The following is a 23,361-nucleotide window of genomic DNA, read 5'->3' as shown; positions in this document are numbered from 1 at the left end:
AAGTTTTGTTGAATTAAGTAAAAAGTCGCAGTATAATGAGTCGTAAGACCCATTTATTAACCAGTTCACCCATAATTTGCGAAAGGAGGAGTTTCATTGAATTTTAACTACATGCCATTAAGCAAGCAGATAGAGCTTGTATTTCGGGAAATTCGGGAAGAAATTCTATCCTTGTCTTCAGGAATCGTCTTCGTCCAAATTAGAAATAACACGATTGGCAAGTTTGGAATCAAGCACTTTCCGATAGAGAGTAAATCCGGTATGCTCCAACCGGTAGGGAGAGGATTGTCCGAATCCCACTTGAAGATGTTCAAAGATATGGCAGTTGAATCTTTGCGTCATAAGAAGCATTGGACTCATGGAGAAATTTTATTTGAATTTGCACTTATAAAGGGAACTCTGCATGCCAGTGTACAGTTCGAATCCAATTATAATATGGCGAATTTGGTTATGAAAAGGGATTCAAGAAATATTAAAGAAATATATTAGAATTGGAAAAGGTGACTGTTTGCACAGTCACCTTTTTGTAATTTGCGAAATGATTCAATCTGATTCTTATCTGCTGAATTGTCCAGCCAGTTGCTGCTCAGCGATTTGAACCAGGCGGCGAGTAATATGACCCCCGATTGCACCTGTGTCACGAGTAGCCATATAACCCATGTAGCCGTCTTGAGGAATTTGGATACCCAGTTCTTGAGCCACTTCGTATTTAAGTTGGTCAAGAGCCGCGTTTGCTTGAGGTACAACTAGTTGGTTGCTGGAACGACTTTGTCCTTGTGCCATGTGTATCACCTCCAGTAATAGGTAGTATAAACGAAATATCAAATTCTACTCAGAACATAAACTGGGAATTTGCACCAGAAGATATGAAGCGGATATGTTCGAGAAACATGCAAAAACCGGCCCTTCGACAAGGCCGGTTATGCTGCAGCTATTGGCGATTAATTTCCAGCAGGACATTGAATGTGAAGCTATCTCCCGGTGCGATAGTACGGAATCCGGTCACCTCGGGATCCATATCGAGGTTGGGAGCATTAGTCACCCAAGTATAAGGTTCTAGACAGATATAATTCCGGGCCGTTCCCATCGTATAGATCACCCATTGTTTGAACTCTTCGGAAGGGACATAGCGAATTTCATAGCCATCCCGGGAGAGAACGGCCAAGGGCTGGTGATGGCCGATCTGGAAAACATTATCGAGATCGACCCCTTCGAGAGTGATGCCGTCGGGCAGACCCTCCATTTCGTTCAAAGGAAGAATTCTTCCTGTTGGCATCGTATCCGGGCCAAGCTCCCAGGCTCCGGTTACCGGCAGACGAAGCTTCCATTTCTCGGGTTCGTTATCAAGCATGAACCAGGTATGCAGTCCGTAACCGAATGGTGCCGGCTTGCGGCTGCCGTTATGGACCTTGACTTTCTGCAGCAGGGAGGAGCCTTTCAGCTCATATGTCATTTCAATAGTGAGCTCGTGCGGATATTGCTTCATCAATTCTGGGAAGTCGGACGTCGAGAAGACCGATGTAATCGAGATCGTATCTCCGTTTTCCTCATAACCGGTTACTTGCCAAGGCCGTCCGACCGCAAAGCCGTGAATGTGATTTCCGGTATTGTTCTTCTCATTTTTGTCTAGTTGATATTCTTGATCGCCTACCTTGAAATAACCTCCGCGAATCCGGTTGGGAGGAATAAGCACCGGTGTTCCGTAATGAACCGGTCTTCCCAGAAGGGTATCCAGGCTGTCCGGTGCCCGCAGCACTTCGCGGGAGGCTGCTTTATCATATATCCGGATCACATTGTTGCCGACGGAGGGACAGAGAGAAAGAGACAGCTCCTCATTCTCAAGAATATACAGATCGGTTCCATGCCATTGTTCCTGCTTGATCATTTAGTCATCGGGCTCCTTTGTTATTAAAATCGCTGTCATACGGCTTGTAGTAAGTAATTAATTCCATTGTAGCAGAGGATATAGGGACTGCCAATCTGGGAAAATGGACAGGGCGTTTGACAAAACCTGATCCCCATGTATAATAAATAACCATAAATTCTAATTTGCTGTGAAAGTTTCATAACGATGCTATGACAGGAAAGAGTAGACGGACAGGTCTCTCAAGAGAGCCGGTGGAGGGTGCGAACCGGCGGGGCTTGCCGATTGAATGGGTCCTTGAGCATGAAGCCGAACCGGATGGCCAACATCGGACTGACCATCTGCAGTAGGCGGAACGTAAGCTCCACGTTACAGGAGTCCAAGGCTTAGCCGGCAGCAGCCGCTGAGCGAATTAGGGTGGTACCACGGTCTTTCGTCCCTTGCGGGCGAGAGGCTTTTTTAATTTTCCGGGGCAATACGTATCGGAGATCATACGTCACCGTTTGATAACACGATTCACAGAATGCAAGGGAGGAAATGATAATGAAGAAAGTACTATCGGGTATTCAGCCGAGCGGACAGCTCACTCTCGGAAATTATATCGGGGCGATGAAAAATTTTGTCGAGCTTCAACACAGCCATCAATGCTATTTCATGGTGGTTGATTTACACGCCATTACGGTGCCGCAAGCACCGGAAGCTTTAAAGGAACAGACGGAATCGGTAGCAGCCTTGTTCATAGCGGCGGGGATTGATCCGGATAAAGCGAGCATATTCCTACAATCCCATGTTTCGGCCCATGCCGAGCTGGGCTGGATGATGACGACCCTGTCGTACATGGGGGAATTGGAGCGAATGACCCAGTTTAAAGACAAGTCCGAAGGCAAAGAATCAGTCGGTGCCGGACTGTTTGTATATCCCGCATTGATGGCCGCGGATATTTTGCTGTACAATGCCGATCTGGTGCCGGTCGGAGACGATCAGAAGCAGCATCTGGAGCTGACCCGCGATCTGGCCCAGCGGTTCAACCAGCGGTATGGGGAAACTTTCCGTATTCCTGAGCCGTATATGCCTAAGGTGGGAGCCAGAATTATGTCACTGGACGATGCTTCCAAGAAAATGAGCAAGAGCAATCCTAACCCGGGAAGCTATATTGCTCTGCTGGATCCTCCGGATGTCATTCGCAAAAAGATAAGCCGGGCGGTCACGGATTCCGGGAGGGAAGTGAAATTTGATCCGGTGAACAAGCCGGAGGTCAGCAATCTTATGACGATTTATTCCCATTGCTCCGACATGACGCTTGAGCAAATTGAGGAGAAATACGAAGGTCAGGGCTATGGCAGCTTCAAGAAAGATTTGGCCGAGCAGGTTGTAGCCACCCTGGAGCCGCTTCAGCACAAATATCAAGAAATCCGAAGCTCCGGAGCCATTCATGACATCTTGCGGAAGGGTGCCCGGGAAGCGGCGGAAGTGGCCAATTCCACAGTGCAGGAAGCTAAACGGAAGATGGGCTTCTTGTTACCCTAGAAAATTTTAATAAAATTATCTGTTTCCTTGCCCGCGTTTGCGGGCTTTTGCTTTGAGAACGAAGCCGAGTCCGATGAACGAAATGGATGCGATGGACAGCAGCAGGACAAGCCATGGCCGGTGCAGGCTGATGGAGATGCTGATGCCGACCAGCAGCATAACGCTGATTAATGCGAAAATAAAGGCGGGCAGCCGTTGCATTGCGAACATTCCTCCTCATGAAAATCCCTTCTACATCATAATACAAGTTCGTTTTTTTCAAAAGACCCTTGTTGATGCTTCCGTAAAACCTGCCCGTAGGATATTTTCCAAAATAATAAAGCTTAATATAAAAATATAGTAATAAAGTTTCAGGATTAAGAAAAATCGTTTGTAATTTTGTTTTGTTTATGTATAATATATTCATGGATAATTTTTGAAACCGCTTTAGTTTTACTCCACCCCAGATTTAGCATATAATCTCTTCGCTTTACTCCTTAAAGATTTACCAACACTTCAAACGTTCTCGGCATAAAAACAAACCAGCATAATTTCGAGATTAAGCAATCGAAGGAGGGACCGCAACCGGATACAACCTGTATATGTTTATTTTTTCAACCTCTTGATTAAACGGGGAGTTTTTGGTCTCATATACTTCCTTATATTTGCTGTTCTTACAATTAAATCAAAAATTAAGAACGAAATATATCCAGAACTTATTTGGATTAGCGACCGATCAAATTTACCACCGTGCGGAAGGAAGCCATCGATCAAATGACGCTAAAGGGGGCGATCATCCGACTGGCTGGACAGGAAATCAAGCGTAATGGACAAGCTGCGGAAGGAATCAAATTAATCTGGAGAGGGGTAATAAAGATGAGAAAATGGATTCTGTTAGCGATCATCTTCTGTTTGGCAGCCACGGCTGCGGGATGCAGCGGCAAAGGAGCCGGAGGCTCCGAATCCGGTAAGGATGTAATTACCGTATGGACTTTCCCTCACTATCGGGAAAATGCGGAGACCGGGCAAAAAAGCTACGAGCAGCATCTGCAGGAATTGATCGCGGAGGTCGAAGCCGAGAATCCGGATATTAAGGTGAAGTATGAAATCCTTTCGTGGGAGGAGGGGGACAAGAAATTCGATATTGCCCTGAACTCCGGAAATCCTCCCGACATCTTCTTCTCGGTCATGCAGCCTAAATTTATCAAGACGGGATTGGCCGTTCCGCTGGATGATTACTTGGACGATGCCGATTTTGCCGATCTGGAGCAGTTCGCGATTGACAACTTCAGCATCGACGGCAAGCTGTGGGCCATCTCGCAATGGATTTCGATCCATACTTGGGGCGGCAACCGGAAAATGATGGAGGAAGCAGGCGCGGATATCGCCAAAATTCAAAAGGAGGGGTGGACTTGGCAAGAATTTTACGATATTGCCAAGAAGATCTCCAAAGAGGAGAACGGCAAAAAAATATACGGATTTGCCACCCAGGGCAAAAATGAAGAAACGCTCACCCATTTAATGCGGAATAACGGGGTCATCAAATCGGTGACCGAGGACGGAAAGTTTATGTGGAACGGCGATAAAGCGGTTGAGACTCTGAATTTCCTGAAGAAAATGATGGACGAAGGCGTCATGCCCAAGGAAACGGCCGGAATCGATGCTCAGAAGGTAGGCGATATGTTCAATGCCGGGGAAGTAGGGATTTATGGCAGAACGGGTCCCTATCAAGTCCGCTTCAACGACAACCGGAATAAAGAGATCGAGGCCGGAAAGATCGAGGGGGAGAAAATCGACTTTGTCCTGCTGCCCTTCCCTCACAATGAAGGTGAGAAGGAGGTCGCCACCGGGGGCGGGGGCGGAATGTGGCTGTTCAAGCAAAAAAATTATAAAGGGGACAAGCATACGGAGAACGCTGCCAAGGTGTTGAAGCATATTACAGGAACGAAATCGAGCGTTACGGCCGCCACCCTGTTCATCCCGCCGGCCCGCAAATCCGGACAGGAGATGTTTGCGGATTTGCTGCAGCTAAATACAGACAACGGAAAATTTATTCAGCGTACCCTCGGGTATGTCGTGCCCGGAGCCAAGCTTGAGCCTGATCTGGCGCAGAAACAATCGCAAATTCTGAACGACGGCATTCGTCCGAAGTTCCAGGGCTTCCTGGCCGGAGAATTGACGGCGGAAGAGACCGTTCAGCAGTGGACCAAGGTTGCGGAAGGCATATTGAAGTAATTTCGAGTGAAGTTCTTCCCGCCCTGCGGCGGGAAGGCTTCCCTTTTTAAAAATAAAGAAAGCATAAGTTTCACCTTATACCTGCTCTTATATTTCATCGGTAAACGCTCCTGTCCAAAGGACGGCGATAGCCGTTTATCCTTGCCCTATGAATAGCTAATGATAAGAAAGGACCCGACGACATCTCCGAAAGCGCTTCAATGGCAGCTTTTCTTACCAAATTAGAAGCTTTTCGCATCACCCGATTGGGCGGGAGAAGAATGGGCAGACGGATCAGACCAAAGGAGTTGAACCTATGACCGTTGCAGCGCAAACGACGAATGACAGATGGGATAACATTAAACAATTTATTAAAGATTACGGTTGGTGCTATGTTTTCATAGCCCTTCCGTTCCTGTTGTTCCTGGTATTTACGGTTTATCCTCTGATTACGGCTTTTGTCATGAGCTTTCAGGAATATGGAGTCATGCAATCGACCTTCATAGGCCTGGATAATTATAAATATTTGCTGAATAACGATATCTTCTGGAAGGCGATGGGCAACACAACGATCTATACGCTGGGCACGGTGCCCGTCAATATATTGATATCCTTTTTCCTTTCCTTGATGATCTTTCCGCTTAACAAACGCTCACAGACTTTTTTCAAGGCATCATTTTATTTACCGGCGGTTACCTCGGGGATCACGATGTCGTTAATTTGGCTGTGGATGTTCGACCCCACCCGGTCTGGACTTATGAACATCATATTGAGCTGGTTCGGAATCGGACAGCAAATGTGGCTGGCCAGCTCCGATTCGGCCTTGTTTTCCCTCATGCTGATGACTTATATAGGCGGTCATGGCGGCGGGGTCATTCTCTATCTGGCGGCAATGGGGGGAATCCCGAGATCGCTGTACGAAGCGGCGGAGATTGACGCGGCTGGCTGGTGGTCCAAAATGAAAAACATTACCTGGCCGCTGCTGAAGCCGACTACTCTCTATATGCTGATTACCGGCGTGATCGGTTCCTTCCAGGTGTTCGAAGCAACCTACGTGATGACACAGGGGGGGCCTAACTTCGCCACAACGACGATAGCTTATTTAATCTATCAGCATGCTTTCGAGTATTATCAGTTCGGCTTGGCGGCGGCGGAAGCTTTCATCCTGGGCATAGTGATCATAGTGATCTCGGTTCTGCAATTTAAATATATGTCCAGTGACGTTGAGTATTAGGAGGGGCGGATATGGAGATCAAACCGGCGACACATTCGCCAAACCAACTGCTGCTTGATGAGAGGAAAGATCAGAGAAGAAAGCTTGTCCGGCTGGCCGTTCTGTCCGTCATCTACGTGCTGCTGGCTTTGTGGGCGGTATTTACTTTCGTTCCTTTGCTGTGGATGCTGAGCTCCTCTTTCAAGGACACCACGGCCATAACGGCTGTCCCGCCCCAGCTTATTCCGAAGAAACCGACCTTGGACGCATACAAACGAATTATTGAAGTCGGCGGATTGGGGCGCTGGTTTATCAACAGCATTATCGTGGCGGGCTTGAGCACAATTATTAACGTATTCTTCGCTTCTCTGGCCGGCTATGCATTCGCCAAGCTGCGCTTTCCGGGCAGAAACGGGGCTTTCTGGATCCTCTTGTCCACCATGATGATTCCCGGTCAAGTAACGCTAATTCCTTTATATATTCTTGTTGTCAACACGTTCGAGCTGGCCAACACCTACGTCGGGCTGATTGTGCCGGGGATGGTCAGCGTCGGCAGCATCTTTCTGATGAAACAGTTCATGAGCTCTCTTCCGGGCTCGCTGATCGATGCGGGGCGAATCGATGCCTGCAGCGAATTCGGTATTTTCTGGAAGATCATTCTGCCGATTTCCAAGCCCGGCTTGGCGGTGCTCGGGATCTTCACCTTCGTTGGCCATTGGAACAACTTCTTCTGGCCCTTTCTCATTACCAACACGAACAGCATGCGGACTCTGCAGGTCGGCCTGACCAGCTTCAGATTCGAGCATCTGCAGGATTATGGAGCCATGATGGCCGGGGCGGTGTTCAGCGCTCTGCCCATGATCATCGTGTTCCTTGCGCTGCAGAAATATTTCTTGCGCGGAATTACTATCGGAGCGATCAAAGGATAGGGGGAGAGACAGATGGCGGAAGTCAAATTTGTAAACGTAGTCAAGGAATTTGAAGATGAGAAGAAGGGGAAGGTTGTAGCCGTCAACAACGCCAATTTCACCATTCAAGATCGGGAATTTCTCGTATTTGTTGGCCCCTCCGGATGCGGGAAGACGACTTCCTTGCGGATGGTTGCCGGATTGGAGAGACAAACGTCCGGGGATATCTATATCGGCAATCGTCTGGTGAACAAGGTCCATCCGAAAGACCGGGACATCGCCATGGTGTTCCAGGATTACGCATTGTATCCGCATATGACCATTCGGGAAAATCTGGGCTTCGGGCTGAGAAATTTAAAGACGCCCAAGAAGGTCATTGAGGAAAAAATTAAGGAAGCGGCCGCCATATTGAGCATCGAAAACTTGCTGGACCGCAAGCCGCGCGAGCTGAGCGGAGGGCAGAAGCAGAGAATAGCCGTAGGACGGGCGATCGTTCGCAATCCGAGCGTGTTTCTGTTCGACGAGCCGCTCAGCAATCTGGATGCCAAATTGAGAGTCCAGATGCGCGTGGAGCTGTCCGAGCTGCACAAAAGGCTGGGCGCCACGGTCATCTACGTCACGCATGATCAGGTGGAGGCCATGACGCTGGGCGAACGGATTGTAGTGATGAATGAAGGGGAGATTCAGCAGATCGCCGTTCCCGAGGAATTGTACGAGCAGCCCAATAACATGTTCGTGGCGGGATTCATCGGGTCTCCTCCGATGAACTTCGTGAAAGCCCGCCTGGATGGAAATAAGTTGTATACAGCCGGTTATACCTTCACCGTACCCGGACACCTGCTGCCCAAATATTCCAGATATGATGGCAAGGAAGTTGTCTTTGGAATCCGGCCCGAAGATATTGTTACGGTCCACTTGTTGAATACCGAGCCGGAGAGGAATGTCATCAGCCCGACCTTAAAGGTTGTGGAGCATCTTGGCGCGGAGCTGCTGCTCTATTTTAATATCGGCGACGAGCAGGTGACCAGCCGGGTCAGCGCGGATGCCAAGGTGAAAGGACTTACTCCGGTCAAGCTGTACTTTAATCTGGACAAAATGCAGCTATTCGATCCGCAAACCCAGGAGCGAATTAAATAGCATTATCAAACGACGAGAGGTGGAGTGCATCATGCTGTCGATCAGCAAACTGATTATTAAGACCGGGCACCAAATCTTCCAGAACATCTTTACCGTTCTTGGTGTCAGCATCGGCTGGTCTTTGTTCGTCTTTCCGGCGGTCTTTCTCTTTCCGCTTCCGTGGGCCGTTGTGTTCCTGGCGATGACTCTGGTACCCGCCACTGCGGCAGTCTATGCGGTCATGAATCAAGTAATTAACGGAGGCAAAGGAGGAATAGCCGATTTCTTCCGCTTCTTTATAAAATATTTCCGCAGAGCTTACCTGATCGGGATCATTCTCGTTCTGGCCGTTCTTATCCCTGTCTCGGAATGGTGGTACTATTTAAATGTAAACAACAGTTACGGCATTTTTCTGTTCAGTGTTTTTCAGACTTATTTATGCGCCACTTTCCTCGCTTCGCAGGTTTATACCATCCCGCTGCTTGTGATGGAGGACTTGAGATGTTTTCAGGCGATGAACCGGTCCATCAAGCATTTCCTGGCACATCCCTGGTATACGATCGGCTTGTTTGTCCAAATGGTTTCGGTGACCGTTCTGTTGAGTCTTTCCATTGTCGGCTTCTTCCTGCTTCATATCGGAATGCTGTCGATATTTATTCTGAATGCGACGCAAAATCTGATGCTCGAACCCCGAAAAAGCACTATTGGTTATCTGAAGGAAAACCCGGCAGGCAGATAAGGGGATGGTTCCCTCTCACCGCAGGCTCGCTCATGCCGGTTTAATAGATCGAGTGAAGAATTGGAGAACTTCGCTTCATTATGTCCATAAAAATAGCCCGCAAACCAATCCGGCTTGTGGGCTGTATTACATTAAAAGGGGTCCATCCGCAGCTTTTTCTCCAAGCGGGATTCGCTGACCCAGCCGACGTAAGAATCAATCGGCTCATATTTGAGATTCATGCGCAGTACGGCGACGAAAGGATACTGCTTGCGATGGCGGTACCTTACATCCGCCCAGCGGACCTCGTATCCCCATTCGTACGGCTTGACCTCGGCAATGGCGAAGGAGGAGAAGTATAGGAAAGCTGCAATGCTTGGATGGGATTTGGAGGCTTCCACAGCAGGATGGTCATCCGGGGCGACCTGGTCCAGCCAGCGGAATTCATCGTTTCTTAATTCACCCAAGAGATACGAGCCGTCGCTTTTCCTTTTGACAACGTTCCAAATCGATAGATTTACCGTCGGGATAAGATAGTATTGATCTCTCTCTTCACTATCGGGGTCGCGGCGTGGTAGGCTTTTTTCCAAGCGATAATGGGTGACGGTTCTCCAAATATAATATCCCGCCATGATGGTATACAGCACCGGAAAGATCCATTGGGGCTCCGCCGCCCGGATGACCCACAGGAAAATAGCGATCAAATGGGAAATAAAAATAAACGGGTCGAAGATATGGATAATGTTCCATGAAATCCATTTTTCCGTAAAGGGCCGAAAGGCTTGGGTTCCATACGTATTGAACAGATCGGTGAAGACATGGAAACAAACCGCTCCCAGCACCCATAGGCCTACATGAAGTAGAGGCAAACCTTTAAACGCGAGAGCCAGGCCGCCCGTAATTAAAATCGTCCATAGGATCAACGCAGGCAGGGAATGGGACAGTCCGCGATGGTTTTTAATATACACAGCATTGCCTTTCATTCGCAGCAGGCCGTCAAAATCAGGGGCCTGAGAACCTAAGACCGTACCGATCAAAACTGCCGTAGCGACGGTCGAGTCCGAAGCCACAACGGGATCCAAATGAGCCAAACCAGCCAATCCTAAGCCGATGACAAGATGCGTGCCAGTATCCAAAAAGGAATCCCTCCTGAATCTAAGGTTAAATTTGCATTTCCTGATATACTTAAGTCAGTTTATTCTTATTGTATCACTTTCGGAAGAAAAATAAATCGAAGGACTGAGGACAAATGGGTATAATTTTTGTCGAATATCGCATTGATGAACAGAAAAGAGAGGACTTCCTTCCTTTCATTCATAGCTTGGCGGAAGGAGCGCCGATGGAGTTATACGAAGGGTCCGACCAGCCGGGTTTGTTTGTGGAAATCTGGAGGGGGCTGAGCGAGGAAGATTACCTCTGCATGAAGGAAGCGAGAACCGGCGAAGCGGCTGATGAGGCTTCGGATTCCCAAGAAGATGAGGTCGACCGGGAAGGGGCCAACGGGCTGTTCTTCCGCCGGTGGTATCCTGTCGCGAATTATGTTCAGGGCGGTGCCGGACGAATCCATATTTGGCGGTTCGTGAAAGTGTGACCGCTCTTTAGGATGATCAAATAATCCATATTTTCGAGCATATAAATCCATGGTTTCTTCCTCTGTTAAGGTGTAATCTTACTAGACAGTAGTGAATCAGAGCAGGGGGAATCCATGGAGAGAAAATCAATATTTAGGGCTTATATTGTTGAAAATCGATGGTATTATGTTCTAGGTTTTATACTTGTTGCCGCATCCAGTTTTATCCAATTGTTTATTCCCAGATTGCTGGGGCAGTTTACGGACCGTTTGGAACAAAACCTGCTCCTGCGTGATGACATTATTTATTTTGCCGTTGGTTTGACCTTGACGGGGCTCGGGGTCGCTTTTTTTCGCTCTGTAGGGCGGATATATTTATTCCGCATGGGCCGGACGCTGGAGATGAAGATGCGCAACGATTTGTTTTCCCACTGGGGAAAGCTCTCCGCCCAATACTTCAATAATCAGAGGGTCGGCGACCTGATGTCTCATGCGATCAATGATGTGAATGTCATCCGCGAAGTCACGATGATGGGCGTCTTTAATACAATGGAAGCGCTCGTTCTGATAACGATTACGACGATAGCGATGATGTCGACGGTTAACGTGTGGTTAACCCTGTTGACCATGCTGCCCTTGCCTCTGTTAAGCTTTCTTGCGTATCGCTTCAACAAAAGAATTCAGAAGCAATCCGCGGATGTTCAGCAGGCGGTGGGGACGCTGACAAGCCGTGTCCAGGAATTCACGTCCGGCATTCGCATTGTGAAAGCGTTCGTACAGGAGAAAGCGGAGCAGGAGCTGTTCACCAAGGATAACGAGCATGCGGTCAAGATGAACCGCAGGTTCGTCCGTTCGAATTCCTTGTTCAACTCGCTGAGCGCAGCCATCGTCGGAGTGAGCTTTCTGATTTCCGTCGTATTCGGGGGAATGCTTGTGATGAGAGGGGCTATATCGCTGGGTGAATTCGTAGCCTTCAACAGCTACTTGTCCCTGCTGATGGGACCGATCGAAAACCTGGGCCGGGTGTTCAATCAGCTGCAGAGAGGAAGGGCATCGGAGGAACGGCTTCTGGCGATCTTAAATACGAAGCCGGATGTAGCGGACGATGCGATGGCGAAGGAAGAGATTGAACATCTGAGCGGCGATATTGAAATCCGCAATCTGAGCTTCCGTTATCCGGGCTCCAAAGAGCCATCCCTGCGCAACATCAGCCTGAAGGTTCCCCGCGGCAGCAGTCTGGCTATTGTAGGAAGGGTCGGCAGCGGGAAGAGCACACTGGTTCATCTGCTTGTCCGGCTGTTTAATCCGCCCAAGGGAACCATTTTTATAGATGGGCATGAAATTCACGAAATTCCGCTCCAAACGTTAAGGGGACAGATCGGAATCGTACCGCAGGATCAGTTTCTGTTCTCCTCCACCATCCGCGACAACATCAGCTTCGATCCCCATCCGTACTCGGATGATGAGGTGGAGGAAGCGGCCAAGATTGCCCAAGTCTATGATAATATAAACGAATTTCCCAACCGGTTCGACACTTCGCTCGGGGAGCGGGGCATTTCGTTGTCCGGCGGACAAAGGCAGCGTGTCAGCATTGCGCGGGCGATTATCAAGAAGCCTTCCATCCTTATCTTCGACGACAGCTTGTCTGCGGTAGATACGATAACGGAGGACCTCATCCTCGAGGGGCTGAATACGGTTATGAACAATCGGACTACGATCATTATCGGACACCGGATCTCCTCTGTGCAGGCTGCGGATCAGATCATCGTATTGGATCAGGGGAGGATCGCAGAGCAGGGGACTCACGATCAATTAGTCCGCCTCAACGGTATTTATGCGGATATGTACCATAAACAATTGCTCGATGAAGAAGCAGAAGCGGTCCGGGATTTCTTCCCTGTTCGTCAGCCGGTACTGCGTCCAAGCGGCAAGAGGGGAGGGAATGCCCAGTTATGAACATTCATCAAGAGAAGGAAATTGTCCGGGTCAAGGATTCCCAGATGCTTCGCCGCCTGTTGTCCTACGCTTGGCCCTATTGGAAAATGATTTTACTCGGCATTGTACTTGCCTTTCTGATCGTTGTCGCCGATTTGGCCCGGCCGTATTTATTAAAAATAACGATTGACGATCACATCAACGGCATTAATCAGCCGATGCTGAGCGTATCCTCCGAACATTCCGGCGATTTGCAAGGCTACGGGAAGCCGATCGAGAGTGACGGCCATGTCTATGTCAGACTGTCCCCGGAGCAGCTAACGGAAGAAATTCCCGATGGGGCTGTCAAGAAGCAGATCATGACGGTCCGCGGACAGGACGTGCTGGTGGATGGCTGGTTGGGGGAACAAGGCAGCAAAGCGGAATGGCTCGAGCAGGACGGGGCTTTCTATGTAGTCACTTCGGAGGGCACTTATTCCGCCGAGCGTCTGGACAAAGAAGAACTGAAGGCGTTCCGGCAGAATGATTATCAGGGCTTTCTAATGATAGGGCTTCTGTTCCTGGGAACGGTGGCTCTGGGATCCATATTGACTTATATTCAAGGAAATTTGCTGCAATATACGGGGCAGTCGATTATTTTTAATATCCGGCAGCAGCTGTTCCAGCATTTAAGCCGTATGTCGATGTCTTTCTTCGACCGCAACCCGTCCGGAAGGATTGTCGTCCGGGTCACGCAGGATACGGAAGCGTTAAACCAGCTTTATTCCCAGGTGGTCGTCAATCTGGTCAAGGACGTTATCGTCGTTCTCGGAATTATCGTCATCATGCTGCAAATGAGCGTCAAGCTATCTCTACTGGCTTTCGCCGTGCTGCCGGTTCTGGCCGCCCTGACGTTCTGGTACCGGTCGGTTATCCGCAAAGGGCAGCGCAAGGCGAGGTTGATTCTATCCCGGCTGAATTCCTTCCTTGCTGAAAATTTATCGGGAATGCGGATCACTCAATTGTTTATTCGCGAGAAACGGCAGTGGGAACAATTTGATCGGCACAACCGGGATTACTACCGGGCAGGGATGTTCAACTCGACGGTCAATTCGATCTTCCAGCCGGCGATCGGCTTCCTCGGAAATTTCGCAATCGCGCTTCTGGTTTGGTATGGGGGAATTCATGTCATTGACGGCAGCATAACGTTTGGGGTCGTGTACGCCTTTACGCATTACATCCGGCAATTTTTCCAGCCGCTGATGAGCCTGGCGGAGAAATACAATCAAATACAGACAGCAATGGTCGGGGCCGAGCGGATCTTCGAAATGCTGGACGAAAAACCCGGCATCGTCGACTCTCCTCAGGCGAAGCCGCTGCCCAGACAGATTAGGGGCGAAATCGAGTTTGACCACGTTTGGTTTGCTTATAATGAAGGCGAATGGGTGCTCAAGGATGTCAGCTTCAAGATCGAAGCCGGGCAGAGCGTCGCGTTCGTCGGAGCAACAGGGGCGGGCAAGAGCTCCATCATCCAGCTGATTAATCGGTTCTATGATATACAGAAAGGGTCCATCAAGCTGGACGGAGTGGACATCCGGGAGATTCCGCTGGACGATCTGCGTCGCAGAATCAGCGTAGTTCAGCAGGACGTCTTCCTGTTCACGGGAGACATAGCCTCCAACATCCGCCTGAATAACACTCAATTGACGGATGAACAGGTACGCGAGGCTGCGCGCATGGTCCATCTCGACTCCTTCATCTCCAGCTTGCCCGAAGGATATTCCACTTTGCTCGGGGAGAGGGGGATTACCCTGTCGCTCGGACAGAGGCAGCTGTTATCCTTCGCCAGAGCCATTGCCTTCCGGCCTCAGATTCTTATATTGGACGAAGCCACTTCCAATATCGATACGGAGACGGAGCTGGTGGTACAGAATGCGCTGCATACCATTTCGAAAGGCAGGACAACGGTCATTGTAGCCCACCGTTTGTCCACTATTCAGCATGCCGATCAGATTATCGTCATGCATAAGGGCAAGGTAAGGGAAATCGGCAATCATTATCAGCTCCTGGCACAGAAAGGCTATTACTACCGCCTGTTTGAGCTGCAGTACAAGGAGCAGCACAAGGTCCGGCCCGCCAGGTGAAGCAGCCGGACCTAAATTCGGGCTCCATCAGGAAACGTTCTGCCGTCAGGGACATCCGGATTCCGCTCTAACGGGATACGGGAAACTGAGTGTAGGGGTAGTTATAATTAAGTGGCTCATCGAAAGTTATATAATTCAGGAAGATCATCAGCAGAATATAACGCCGTCCCGTCTGCGGATCGCTGATAATAATATGATCCCGTCCGGCAGCTTCCAGCCTTCCGCGGAATACTTTAGAGTTCCATTCATTGCTTCCTTCGAAGGTCATGTATACGGTCGCTATCTTGCCCAGATTCAATCTCAATATGTTTTCAATGTAAGATTGCTCCTGAAGCGCAGGAGCCGGACCCCCGGTCGGTGTGATGGCCATCCCGGACGGTATGGACGGCGGAACGCCTTGCGAAGCCGCAGCGGTTCCCGGCGGATAGCTCGGGGAAGTTACGGCTCCCGGTGGATAGCTCGGGGAAGTTACGGCTCCCGCCGGATAGCCGGGGGCCGCGGTCGTTTTGGGAACTACATTCGGATATGCGTAGGGCTGCATGTTGCGGAATGAATTACAGGTCATTCGGATTCTCTCCTCCTTAATATTCGCTTTGAGCTTGGCTTGCCAATCGTTAAACGGGAAGCCGCCTAAAGCGTGAATGAACAGGATAACGGTTCCGAAGGGTTTTCCTTAGTACACTTGCGGACAATCCTGTGAGCTCGGGATAAAGAAACAGTGGCTTTTAAAGCGCCCCGAGTTGACTTGATTGTACCAGCTCCCTGGACAATCGCCCGTCGGACGGAAGAACCATAAAGCATTGGATGCGGGATGGAACCGCTCACCTCTAATCACTCTCTCTGCAAGCCGGACATCTTGTGAGCGGGCCGCCTGATAAAAATATCCTTTGAGCGTCGCTTCGAAGCCTCCAGGTCTTTGGAAGACCATTTCTTCGAGGTTGCGGATATTTCTGAAGTCCAGGCAGTTGGCCAATACCCGGTTAACGCCGACATTTCCTACCATGAGCATGCCGAGCTCTCCCTCGCCTTCCGCTTCGGCTCTCATCAGCCGGGCCAACAGCCTGGTATGCTGGGTAGTAGATTGCACGACGGGCACAACGATTCACTTCCTTCCATTCGGGATGTCAAATGGCCGCCTGTTGGGCAGGAGCCTTTTCATTTACAGTCTATAAAAGAATGGGCGAATTGGTGAGTCGTCCGATAAAAATCAGTTTACGACAATATTTTGAAATGTGAGTTTCATTCGTTGTAATTGGAACGTTACATTGCTATTATTAGAAATGATGCAGAAAAGTAGGAGGGGTAGACGCTGCTGTGGAGAATCCGGTAAGTTATACGAATACGGTAGAATCGACGGAAGATACCAATAAACCTGAAGTCCGGCCCGCAACGTGGAGGGACTTCTTAGAAGTTACGAAACCCGGAATATTGTTTTCCAATACGATCACGACGTTCGGAGGGTTCTGGGTAGCTTCCCATGGCAATGTCCAATGGGCTTTGATGATTTTCGTGATCCTGGGAGCGGTATTGACCATGGCATCGGGATGCGCACTGAACAATTATTTGGACCGCGACCTGGATATCAAGATGGCCCGGACCAAGAATAGAGCGCTGCCTTCGGGGGTTCTGAAACCATCGACAGTTCTTGTTTACGGGATTATTCTAGGCATTGCCGGACTGTGTATGCTGGGGCTCCTCGTTAATCCGTTAGCCGCATTGCTGGGATTGTTCGGATTGTTCGGCTATGTGTGGGTCTATACCGCCTGGTTGAAACGGACATCCGTATGGAATACAACGGTCGGAGCGTTATTCGGAGCCGTACCGCCGGTTATCGGCTATGTAGCCGTTGCCCAAACGCTGGATATGACCGCGCTTATTTTGTTCGGGATCATGTTCTTCTGGCAGCCGCCTCACTTCTGGGCGCTGGGAATCCGCCGGGTGGAGGACTATCGTGAAGCCGGATATCAGATGCTGCCCGCGGTTAAAGGAACGTACCAGACGAAGCTTAGCATAATGAGATATGTGGTTCCGCTCGTTCCGACATCAATGCTGCTTTATTTCACGAATAGTGTCGGAGTCATTTATTTCATTGCCTCGGCGGTGCTTGGCTTGATATGGGTATTTATGTGCATGCAAGGTTTTAAGGCCAAGGACGAAATGTTATGGGCCAAGAAGGTTTTCGTCTTCTCGATCAATTATTTAACCTTGCTCTTTATCATTATGGTTATCGATACAGTTACACTGTAAGGTCAGATCCCATGGTTAACATGGGATTCCTTTTTTATGGCCCGACAAATATAGGGGGAGAGAAACTTGGGCGCATTTTTGTCGAAGCATTGGTTTAAGCTCGTTACAGTAGTGCTGCTGGCCGTAATTGTAGGTGCAATTATCAGCCAATTGAACAAACCGGAAATTACCAAATTTACATTAAATGAGAAGGCTCCGGACTTTACTCTTGAAAATATAGACGGCCGGCAGGTCTCCTTGAACGATACGGACGGCAAGGTTCGTATTGTCTATTTCTTCTTCTCTTTCTGTCCGGACGTATGTCCTCCGACGACGTTCAAGCTGTCACAGGTACAGGAAATTCTGCAGAAGAAGAAAGCATTCGGAACGAAAACGGCGTTCTATTCGATCTCTTTCGACCCCGAAAGGGATACAAGGGAGAGGCTGCAGGAATATTCCAGCTATTATGAACCGGATCCGGAGGCTTGGTTCTTCCTGCGCGGGGATAGCGAGGAGGCTATGAAAGATTTGGCCTACCAATATAAAGTCGGGGTGCAGAAGGATAAAAACGGCAATTTCATGCATTCAAACGTCTTTGCTCTCATTGATAAACAGGGCAATCTTCGTCACTTCTATTTGGTGGATGATGATCTGAAGCCGGAGCGAATCGCCAATGACATGATCGCCCTAAGCAACGAATAGCTGAACGGAGAAATTCATGGAGTATTTTATCTATATTCTTCTTAATAACATAATTCCGCTTTCCATACTGATAGGGATCGGCGCTCTTTTGCAAATCATTTTTAAACTGGATATCAAGACGCTGTCCAAGCTGAATTTTTACCTGTTTTCTCCGGCGGTTATCTTTAAAATGCTGTATGAATCCGAGATTTCGCTGACCATCCTGCTTCAGGTGCTGCTCTTTTTCTTTATTTTTATTGCTTTGTTATTTTTGCTGGTCGAGCTGGTCATGCGAATTCGCCGGTACAAGAACGAAATGAGAAGCGCCATGAGGAACAGCGTCATTTTTTACAACAGCGCGAACTATGCCATTCCCCTGAACCAGCTTGTTTTTATCGGGGATGCTTTCACGCTGTCCATCCAGATTATTATCATGATGATGCAGAGTCTGCTGCCCAATACTTACGGGATCTATAGTGTAAATGCGCACAAAAGCGATTTGAGGGACACGCTTCGCAAAATTTTGTCCCTTCCGGTCATCTATGTCATTCCCCTCGGGTTTCTGATGAGAGGGTTGGAGATCCCGATTCCGGATTCGCTGTACCAGCCGCTGAATTATGTCGCCAACGCCTTTATCGCCACTGCGCTGCTGACTCTGGGCGTTCAATTGGGCAGCATGAAGTGGAAGCTGAAGATCTCCGATGTGGTATTGTCCAATACGCTGCGTCTGCTCGTCGCTCCGGCTCTCGGCTTCGCGGTAGTTTGGATGCTGGGGATTAAGGGAATGATGGCGCAGGCCCTCGTTCTCTCCTGTGCTGTCCCGACGTCGCTCAGCAGTGTGCTGCTTGCGGTGGAATTCGATAACGAGCCGGAGTTTGCTTCCCAGGCTGTTTTCTCGTCAACCGTATTCAGTATATTTACCGTTACGCTTGTGATCTATCTTCTGCAATTTATTCCGTAATCGAAGGCAGTGCCGAAGAAGGGTAGATGATATACTCTTCCAGGCCTGCCTTTTCCAATTGCTGGATCAAATATTCCTCAGGGGTGCCTTCTACCCCGGCATAGCCTCTTCTTGTATAGATTTGTTCCGCATCGGGGAAAGCATCGCACAGCAGAGCCCGAATTTTCTTGCCGGAAGCGTCATTGTCCGTAAAGATGTAGACGGGGACTGCACCGATTTTCTTCTTCAGCCGGGCCAGCGACTCGGTTCCCGGGGTTCCGTAGGAACAGAAAATCCCGACTTGTTCATCGAGCAATCTCCTCAAACGGCTGCGGTCGTTTTTGCCTTCTACAATAATCGCTATGTGCATTTGGACCTCCTGGACTTCATGCCATTGAGAATAATTGCGCGTAAGAATCTTGTAGTCCCTTACAGCGTTAAGACGGTGTATCGAAAAATTCTTGTCGGCAAGAAGAAGCTGTTTCTAAAAAAAGGTTTTTGCCTTCGAGACGGCTTTAAATCAATTTTACCACAATAAGTTTGGGCGAATGCCGACAGCACTGTGGAATGAATATTTCGTCGGAATCGTTTGAATTTATGACTGTCCGGTATTAGAAAGTTAATATTTGTAAACGGGAAGGGCAATCTCTGTTATACTATTTGTAACTATCAACCTTCGCCCTTGAAGCTTCCTGCCGTTGTTCGTTTTGCCAAAATGAAATTATAGTCAGCCGGCAATTACTCGACCGGTGGGAATAGAGGTTAAGGCCAGGAGCATCCGAAACGCGACGGGGAATTTAAGCGGTTACATACATAGAATGAAAGAAACCGGATGGCCCATAACGCCATTCGACATGGTGAGGAGGAGTACAAGATTGAAAGCGATTTTGGTTGGACTGGGAAGTGCCGGATACGGGTGGTACAAGCGGATCCGCCAGGCAGGACTGGAGCTGGCGGTTGTGGAGACCGACCCGAATAACCGGAGCAAGGCCGATGATGGTGTGCCGTTGTACGTCGACCTGGAGGAAGCGATCGGGAAAGAACAACCCGACTTTGTCGTTAACGTCACCCCGCCGCAGGTTCATACGCGAATCAACACGATAGCTTTCGACCATAAGCTTCCGGTGTTATGCGAGAAGCCGATCGCGTTCGATTATGCGGAATCGGTGGACATTGTGGGCAGGTCGGAGAGAGAGCGAATTCCGTTCATGATTGCTGAAAATTACCGAAGGTTTGCCTATATGCGCAAATTAAAGCAAGTGCTGGAATCGGGTGTGATCGGCGCCGTTTCCACCATGGACGTCAGCTTTTACAGATATCACAATGTTCAGCGGAATTATTCCGTCAGTCTGCTGGATGATATTGCCGTTCATCATTTCGATCTTATGCGCTATCTGAGCGGCCGCGAGGGCAGGAAAATTTATGCCCGCCTGTTTAATCCGATCGGACATTGGGGAACGGACAGCGAGTGTCTGGCCATGAACGCCCAGCTTGAATTGGACGGCGGGATCATGGCAGCCTTCACCGGGTCTATTTCCGCAAGGGGGCCGGAGACGGAGTGGGGCGGTCATTGGCGAATAGAAGGAAGCGAGGGCGCCGTGCTTGTGGCCAATCAGGAGATCCGGGTAGTGCGGGACGGCGAAGTAACGGTTATCAACGATTACCGCGATGTGGATTCCCCCGGTGCGCTGGCCGATTTTCTGCGCGGGCTAAGGGACGGAACGGAATTTGAAACGAGCGGTAGAGATTATTTGAAGACGCAGGCCATTGTTCATTACGCGAACGAGTCGCATCGGGAGAACCGGCCGGTGAACATCGTACTTGGAAGGGAATAGGAGGCGGCCGACATGACCATTCGGGTGACAATATGGAATGAGTTTGTACATGAGAGGAAGCATGCCAATGTCGCGGAAATCTATCCGCAGGGAATTCATGCGGCGATCACCGAAGGCATCGGGCGGATAGAGCCGGACTTCTCCATACGTACGGCAACATTGGAGGAGCCGGAGCACGGGCTGACGGAAGAGGTGCTGCAGGAGACGGACGTGCTGCTCTGGTGGTCGCATGCCCGTAATCATCTGGTGCAGGACGAAGTAGTGGAGCGGGTTTGTTCCCGGATTTATGACGGGATGGGGTTTATCGCGCTGCATTCCGCCCTCAACTCCAAGCCGTTTCGCAAGCTTATGGGAACGACCTGCCAGATCAAATGGCGGGAAGCGGATGACAAGGAACGGATTTGGGTCATTGACCCTTCCCATCCGATTGCCGAAGGCATTGGTTCTTACATAGATATCGGTTATGAGGAGATGTACGGGGAACACTTCGACATTCCGATACCAGACGAGCTTATTTTCGTCAGCTGGTTTACCGGCGGGGAAGTATTTCGGAGCGGAGTGACCTATCGGCGAGGCAGAGGCAAAATATTTTATTTCCGTCCCGGACACCAGGAGGTTCCCACATACCATCATCCGGACGTACTGAAAGTTCTGGCTAACGCCGTCCGCTGGGCCGCTCCACGCCATGGCGCGATGCCCCGGTACGGAAATTCCGCTCCGATCGACTTCGTTTGAACCGATCCGCTACCCCTTGTTAGGGGGCCGGAAAACGAAAAAAGGCCTGAAAGCATAGAGCCTTCAAGCCGGTTAAAGAAATTTGGGAGGAGTATGCGATTAAGGAATCATAATCATCATATAAAAGCGCAGGATACAATCACTAACAAGATGAACAGGACGAGAATTGTGCCTGTTGAAGTCCAGAAGCCGGCACTCATGCTATGCACCCCTTTCAGGACCGGTAGGTCATCGACAATACAGTGTATGTAGGAAAAGCGCCCTTGGCTGTGCAAATACCCAGAAGGCGGGAAAATAGGTAAATATCCCGCCCTAAATCAGCAGACGACAATGGTTTGGAAAAAACGAGCTCCGCTCATGGTGATTACCGGAGAATAGTTGTGGTATTCTTGGATAGAAACCGGCACGGACCAAGGAGGAAACGGCAAAAGATGAGCAAGGGTAGAGAAGATTGGTTGGATAGGGAAGACGAGAAAATTGAGGACCCCTTGCACTTCCTTCTGCACCGCGGAATGAGAGGGATTTATGAAGCGGAGGAGGTGCTAGAGGGGGATCATATCTATATTCCGGAATGGAAGCTTACGATCCGTCCTCATGTAGCCCAATGGTCGGAGCAGTCCGTTTTGCTCCAGTTTCATTTAAGCTCGCCGAAATGGGATCGCGATATCTATGAAACCTCCGCTGGCATCGGCAGCGGGGCCCATAATGCTCTCGGCATGGCCATCGGCGGCTTTGCCTTTACGTTAATGCAGGGGATCGCATCCATGGAGAAAGACAGGAACCCCGACGAGCTCCATACGACTTACGGGGACACGGCCCATCGTTGGAAGGTATATAAGAGCGATATCATCGGTGTGGGCGAATCATCCGCTGAAATGCGCAATACTCCTTATTGGGAAGCGCTCAAGGACGGGATTGCGAAACGCGTTGGCAACCAGAAGCTCTGTTATATTAAAATTTATGGCGTGAAAAATGGCGATACCATTACCGGCGAATGCCGCATTAATAATATTCCAAGCCCCGAATTGGGGCAAATCGTGGCAGAAATGGCCGGCAAGTGGCAGGTAGAAGGCTTTGCTTCGCAAAAGCAGTTTATTTTCCTGCTGCAGTCCGAGGAGACATACTCACCGTATCCCTACCAGGCCGATCAAATTGCCGCCGCCACTAGGACAGCGGTTAATATGTTCATGGAGTGCGATACGCAGGAGAAGTATGACGAATATCCGGACCGGCTGGTTGAGCGCTTGCAGGATGCCAGCTTGGCGCAGGAGCTGTATTCCTTCCTGCCGGAAATTTGTGCGGAGCATGCCTTCGATACGCTCACCTATAAAGAGGAACTATTGTTGTTCAGGGGTGAAGAGGCCTTCAGCGTTTATCGGACTCAGCTTGCCAGCTATTATATGATTTATGATGCATTGTTCGAGGACTTCAGTACGGGTCAATTTGATGATGAGGTGTATAAGCGATACATCGGTGTCAGTTCTATCTACAATGTGATTTGCAGTGCTAAAGAGGAGGGGGCGGATTTGGTGGAAAATGGCGGTGAGCTCACGCTTTCCTTCGGAATGTCAGACTCTTATCAGTTTAGATAAAGCCGGAGATCCGTGTATCCGCCAATGAAAAAAGCTTCTGCCTCAAGTGTCGGCAGAAGTTTTTCTTGTGTGGAGCGGAAGCTAAAATTATAGAGGGTTCATTCCGATAAAAACATAACCTTACTCTTGAATAGAATGCCGTGACAGTGGGGCGGACGCACCATAGCTGCCGGCCCTGCCCGATG

Annotated in this window: 24 protein-coding genes and 1 other annotated feature; of the genes, 16 read left to right on the top strand and 8 right to left on the bottom strand. The window is 49.5% G+C overall.

Features of this window, described 5'->3' with window-relative positions; all coding sequences use genetic code 11:
• Positions 1 to 111: 111 nt before the first annotated feature.
• The gene (locus tag FS806_RS01340) at positions 112 to 489 is read left to right on the top strand and encodes an O-methyltransferase (RefSeq protein WP_144932541.1); all 378 of its coding nucleotides are present in this window, start codon (positions 112 to 114) and stop codon (positions 487 to 489) included.
• Positions 490 to 555: 66 nt separating this feature from the next.
• On the opposite strand, the gene FS806_RS01335 is transcribed toward FS806_RS01340, so the two are convergent.
• Together FS806_RS01335 and FS806_RS01330 are read right to left on the bottom strand one after the other, a co-directional pair.
• A complete protein-coding gene (locus tag FS806_RS01335) occupies positions 556 to 783 on the bottom strand; it encodes an alpha/beta-type small acid-soluble spore protein (protein ID WP_144932400.1) in 228 nt (75 codons plus the stop codon).
• A 148-nt stretch (positions 784 to 931) separates the two neighbouring features.
• Positions 932 to 1,885 carry an aldose 1-epimerase gene (locus FS806_RS01330; protein ID WP_144932398.1) on the bottom strand — a complete coding sequence of 318 codons (954 nt, stop codon included), beginning with the start codon at positions 1,883 to 1,885 and terminating at the stop codon, positions 932 to 934.
• 182 nt (positions 1,886 to 2,067) lie between these two features.
• Positions 2,068 to 2,308: a binding site (T-box leader), on the top strand.
• A 99-nt stretch (positions 2,309 to 2,407) separates the two neighbouring features.
• Here FS806_RS01330 and trpS point away from each other — a divergent pair.
• Entirely contained in the window at positions 2,408 to 3,391 is a 984-nt protein-coding gene (gene trpS, locus FS806_RS01325; RefSeq protein WP_144932396.1) for a tryptophan--tRNA ligase, read from the top strand.
• A gap of 15 nt (positions 3,392 to 3,406) precedes the next feature.
• On the opposite strand, the gene FS806_RS01320 is transcribed toward trpS, so the two are convergent.
• Positions 3,407 to 3,601: a DUF5325 family protein gene (locus FS806_RS01320; RefSeq protein WP_222126568.1), complete on the bottom strand. Its 195-nt coding sequence runs from the start codon at positions 3,599 to 3,601 to the stop codon at positions 3,407 to 3,409.
• A gap of 519 nt (positions 3,602 to 4,120) precedes the next feature.
• Between FS806_RS01320 and FS806_RS01315 the strand changes: the two genes are divergently transcribed.
• The 5 genes from FS806_RS01315 (at position 4,121) to FS806_RS01295 (ending at position 9,560) form a co-directional block, all read left to right on the top strand.
• The gene (locus FS806_RS01315) at positions 4,121 to 5,605 is read left to right on the top strand and encodes an ABC transporter substrate-binding protein (RefSeq protein ID WP_222126567.1); all 1,485 of its coding nucleotides are present in this window, start codon (positions 4,121 to 4,123) and stop codon (positions 5,603 to 5,605) included.
• Between the two features lie 295 nt (positions 5,606 to 5,900).
• Entirely contained in the window at positions 5,901 to 6,818 is a 918-nt protein-coding gene (locus FS806_RS01310; protein ID WP_144932391.1) for a carbohydrate ABC transporter permease, read from the top strand.
• A gap of 11 nt (positions 6,819 to 6,829) precedes the next feature.
• Entirely contained in the window at positions 6,830 to 7,726 is an 897-nt protein-coding gene (locus FS806_RS01305) for a carbohydrate ABC transporter permease (protein WP_144932389.1), read from the top strand.
• Positions 7,727 to 7,738: 12 nt separating this feature from the next.
• A complete protein-coding gene (locus FS806_RS01300) occupies positions 7,739 to 8,842 on the top strand; it encodes an ABC transporter ATP-binding protein (protein WP_144932387.1) in 1,104 nt (367 codons plus the stop codon).
• 31 nt (positions 8,843 to 8,873) lie between these two features.
• The gene (locus tag FS806_RS01295) at positions 8,874 to 9,560 is read left to right on the top strand and encodes a DUF624 domain-containing protein (RefSeq protein WP_144932385.1); all 687 of its coding nucleotides are present in this window, start codon (positions 8,874 to 8,876) and stop codon (positions 9,558 to 9,560) included.
• A 131-nt stretch (positions 9,561 to 9,691) separates the two neighbouring features.
• On the opposite strand, the gene FS806_RS01290 is transcribed toward FS806_RS01295, so the two are convergent.
• Positions 9,692 to 10,675 (bottom strand): metal-dependent hydrolase, encoded by a 984-nt coding sequence (locus FS806_RS01290; RefSeq protein WP_144932383.1) that lies wholly within the window; start codon positions 10,673 to 10,675, stop codon positions 9,692 to 9,694.
• 113 nt (positions 10,676 to 10,788) lie between these two features.
• On the opposite strand from FS806_RS01290, the gene FS806_RS01285 reads away from it, so the two are divergent.
• The 3 genes from FS806_RS01285 (at position 10,789) to FS806_RS01275 (ending at position 15,167) form a co-directional block, all read left to right on the top strand.
• Positions 10,789 to 11,130 carry a hypothetical protein gene (locus tag FS806_RS01285; RefSeq protein WP_144932381.1) on the top strand — a complete coding sequence of 114 codons (342 nt, stop codon included), beginning with the start codon at positions 10,789 to 10,791 and terminating at the stop codon, positions 11,128 to 11,130.
• Positions 11,131 to 11,244: 114 nt separating this feature from the next.
• Complete coding sequence (locus FS806_RS01280) at positions 11,245 to 13,065, top strand: ABC transporter ATP-binding protein (RefSeq protein ID WP_144932379.1); 1,821 nt, start codon at positions 11,245 to 11,247, stop codon at positions 13,063 to 13,065.
• Entirely contained in the window at positions 13,062 to 15,167 is a 2,106-nt protein-coding gene (locus FS806_RS01275; protein WP_144932377.1) for an ABC transporter ATP-binding protein, read from the top strand. The genes FS806_RS01280 and FS806_RS01275 overlap by 4 nt, the downstream gene beginning before the upstream one ends.
• 67 nt (positions 15,168 to 15,234) lie before the next feature.
• Here the strand turns inward: FS806_RS01275 and gerQ are convergent, their stop codons facing one another.
• Both gerQ and FS806_RS01265 read right to left on the bottom strand, forming a co-directional pair.
• A complete protein-coding gene (gene gerQ, locus FS806_RS01270) occupies positions 15,235 to 15,732 on the bottom strand; it encodes a spore coat protein GerQ (RefSeq protein WP_144932375.1) in 498 nt (165 codons plus the stop codon).
• A 108-nt stretch (positions 15,733 to 15,840) separates the two neighbouring features.
• Positions 15,841 to 16,212, bottom strand: a complete 372-nt coding sequence (locus tag FS806_RS01265; protein WP_186328153.1) for a cell wall hydrolase — start codon at positions 16,210 to 16,212, stop codon at positions 15,841 to 15,843.
• A 269-nt stretch (positions 16,213 to 16,481) separates the two neighbouring features.
• Here FS806_RS01265 and cyoE point away from each other — a divergent pair, with 269 nt between their 5' ends.
• The 3 genes from cyoE (at position 16,482) to FS806_RS01250 (ending at position 19,035) form a co-directional block, all read left to right on the top strand.
• Positions 16,482 to 17,414: a heme o synthase gene (cyoE, locus tag FS806_RS01260; RefSeq protein WP_144932371.1), complete on the top strand. Its 933-nt coding sequence runs from the start codon at positions 16,482 to 16,484 to the stop codon at positions 17,412 to 17,414.
• Positions 17,415 to 17,480: 66 nt separating this feature from the next.
• Positions 17,481 to 18,095: an SCO family protein gene (locus tag FS806_RS01255; protein ID WP_144932369.1), complete on the top strand. Its 615-nt coding sequence runs from the start codon at positions 17,481 to 17,483 to the stop codon at positions 18,093 to 18,095.
• Positions 18,096 to 18,111: 16 nt separating this feature from the next.
• A complete protein-coding gene (locus tag FS806_RS01250) occupies positions 18,112 to 19,035 on the top strand; it encodes an AEC family transporter (RefSeq protein WP_144932367.1) in 924 nt (307 codons plus the stop codon).
• Here the strand turns inward: FS806_RS01250 and FS806_RS01245 are convergent.
• Complete coding sequence (locus tag FS806_RS01245) at positions 19,025 to 19,384, bottom strand: toprim domain-containing protein (RefSeq protein ID WP_144932365.1); 360 nt, start codon at positions 19,382 to 19,384, stop codon at positions 19,025 to 19,027. The two genes, FS806_RS01250 and FS806_RS01245, sit on opposite strands and share 11 nt — an antisense overlap.
• Before the next feature lie 505 nt (positions 19,385 to 19,889).
• Between FS806_RS01245 and FS806_RS01240 the strand changes: the two genes are divergently transcribed.
• Together FS806_RS01240 and FS806_RS01235 are read left to right on the top strand one after the other, a co-directional pair.
• Positions 19,890 to 20,849 (top strand): Gfo/Idh/MocA family protein, encoded by a 960-nt coding sequence (locus FS806_RS01240; protein WP_144932363.1) that lies wholly within the window; start codon positions 19,890 to 19,892, stop codon positions 20,847 to 20,849.
• A 12-nt stretch (positions 20,850 to 20,861) separates the two neighbouring features.
• The gene (locus FS806_RS01235) at positions 20,862 to 21,584 is read left to right on the top strand and encodes a ThuA domain-containing protein (RefSeq protein WP_144932361.1); all 723 of its coding nucleotides are present in this window, start codon (positions 20,862 to 20,864) and stop codon (positions 21,582 to 21,584) included.
• Between the two features lie 116 nt (positions 21,585 to 21,700).
• Here the strand turns inward: FS806_RS01235 and FS806_RS26490 are convergent, their stop codons facing one another.
• On the bottom strand, positions 21,701 to 21,784 hold the full coding sequence (locus FS806_RS26490) for a sporulation protein YjcZ (RefSeq protein WP_225312747.1): 84 nt from the start codon (positions 21,782 to 21,784) through the stop codon (positions 21,701 to 21,703).
• Positions 21,785 to 22,015: 231 nt separating this feature from the next.
• Between FS806_RS26490 and FS806_RS01230 the strand changes: the two genes are divergently transcribed.
• A complete protein-coding gene (locus FS806_RS01230) occupies positions 22,016 to 23,176 on the top strand; it encodes a DUF6348 family protein (protein ID WP_144932359.1) in 1,161 nt (386 codons plus the stop codon).
• Positions 23,177 to 23,361: the final 185 nt, after the last annotated feature.

It is taken from the genome of Paenibacillus sp. 32O-W (assembly GCF_007679495.1).
Taxonomy (GTDB): Bacteria; Bacillota; Bacilli; order Paenibacillales; family NBRC-103111; genus Paenibacillus_L; species Paenibacillus_L residui.
This window is presented reverse-complemented; position numbering and strand designations above follow the sequence as displayed.

Bases quoted from the DNA above. Each gene is read 5' to 3' on its own strand.
- FS806_RS01335 (WP_144932400.1), bottom strand. From the start codon at position 783: ATGGCACAAGGACAAAGTCGTTCCAGCAACCAACTAGTTGTACCTCAA.
- trpS (WP_144932396.1), top strand. From the start codon at position 2,408: ATGAAGAAAGTACTATCGGGTATTCAGCCGAGCGGACAGCTCACTCTC.
- FS806_RS01320 (WP_222126568.1), bottom strand. From the start codon at position 3,601: ATGTTCGCAATGCAACGGCTGCCCGCCTTTATTTTCGCATTAATCAGC.
- gerQ (WP_144932375.1), bottom strand. From the start codon at position 15,732: ATGACCTGTAATTCATTCCGCAACATGCAGCCCTACGCATATCCGAAT.
- FS806_RS01280 (WP_144932379.1), top strand. From the start codon at position 11,245: ATGGAGAGAAAATCAATATTTAGGGCTTATATTGTTGAAAATCGATGG.
- FS806_RS01305 (WP_144932389.1), top strand. From the start codon at position 6,830: ATGGAGATCAAACCGGCGACACATTCGCCAAACCAACTGCTGCTTGAT.
- FS806_RS01300 (WP_144932387.1), top strand. From the start codon at position 7,739: ATGGCGGAAGTCAAATTTGTAAACGTAGTCAAGGAATTTGAAGATGAG.
- FS806_RS01265 (WP_186328153.1), bottom strand. From the start codon at position 16,212: ATGAGAGCCGAAGCGGAAGGCGAGGGAGAGCTCGGCATGCTCATGGTA.
- FS806_RS01235 (WP_144932361.1), top strand. From the start codon at position 20,862: ATGACCATTCGGGTGACAATATGGAATGAGTTTGTACATGAGAGGAAG.
- FS806_RS01250 (WP_144932367.1), top strand. From the start codon at position 18,112: ATGGAGTATTTTATCTATATTCTTCTTAATAACATAATTCCGCTTTCC.
- FS806_RS01330 (WP_144932398.1), bottom strand. From the start codon at position 1,885: ATGATCAAGCAGGAACAATGGCATGGAACCGATCTGTATATTCTTGAG.
- FS806_RS01285 (WP_144932381.1), top strand. From the start codon at position 10,789: ATGGGTATAATTTTTGTCGAATATCGCATTGATGAACAGAAAAGAGAG.
- FS806_RS01295 (WP_144932385.1), top strand. From the start codon at position 8,874: ATGCTGTCGATCAGCAAACTGATTATTAAGACCGGGCACCAAATCTTC.
- FS806_RS26490 (WP_225312747.1), bottom strand. From the start codon at position 21,784: ATGAGTGCCGGCTTCTGGACTTCAACAGGCACAATTCTCGTCCTGTTC.
- FS806_RS01275 (WP_144932377.1), top strand. From the start codon at position 13,062: ATGAACATTCATCAAGAGAAGGAAATTGTCCGGGTCAAGGATTCCCAG.
- FS806_RS01340 (WP_144932541.1), top strand. From the start codon at position 112: ATGCCATTAAGCAAGCAGATAGAGCTTGTATTTCGGGAAATTCGGGAA.
- FS806_RS01230 (WP_144932359.1), top strand. From the start codon at position 22,016: ATGAGCAAGGGTAGAGAAGATTGGTTGGATAGGGAAGACGAGAAAATT.
- FS806_RS01310 (WP_144932391.1), top strand. From the start codon at position 5,901: ATGACCGTTGCAGCGCAAACGACGAATGACAGATGGGATAACATTAAA.
- FS806_RS01245 (WP_144932365.1), bottom strand. From the start codon at position 19,384: ATGCACATAGCGATTATTGTAGAAGGCAAAAACGACCGCAGCCGTTTG.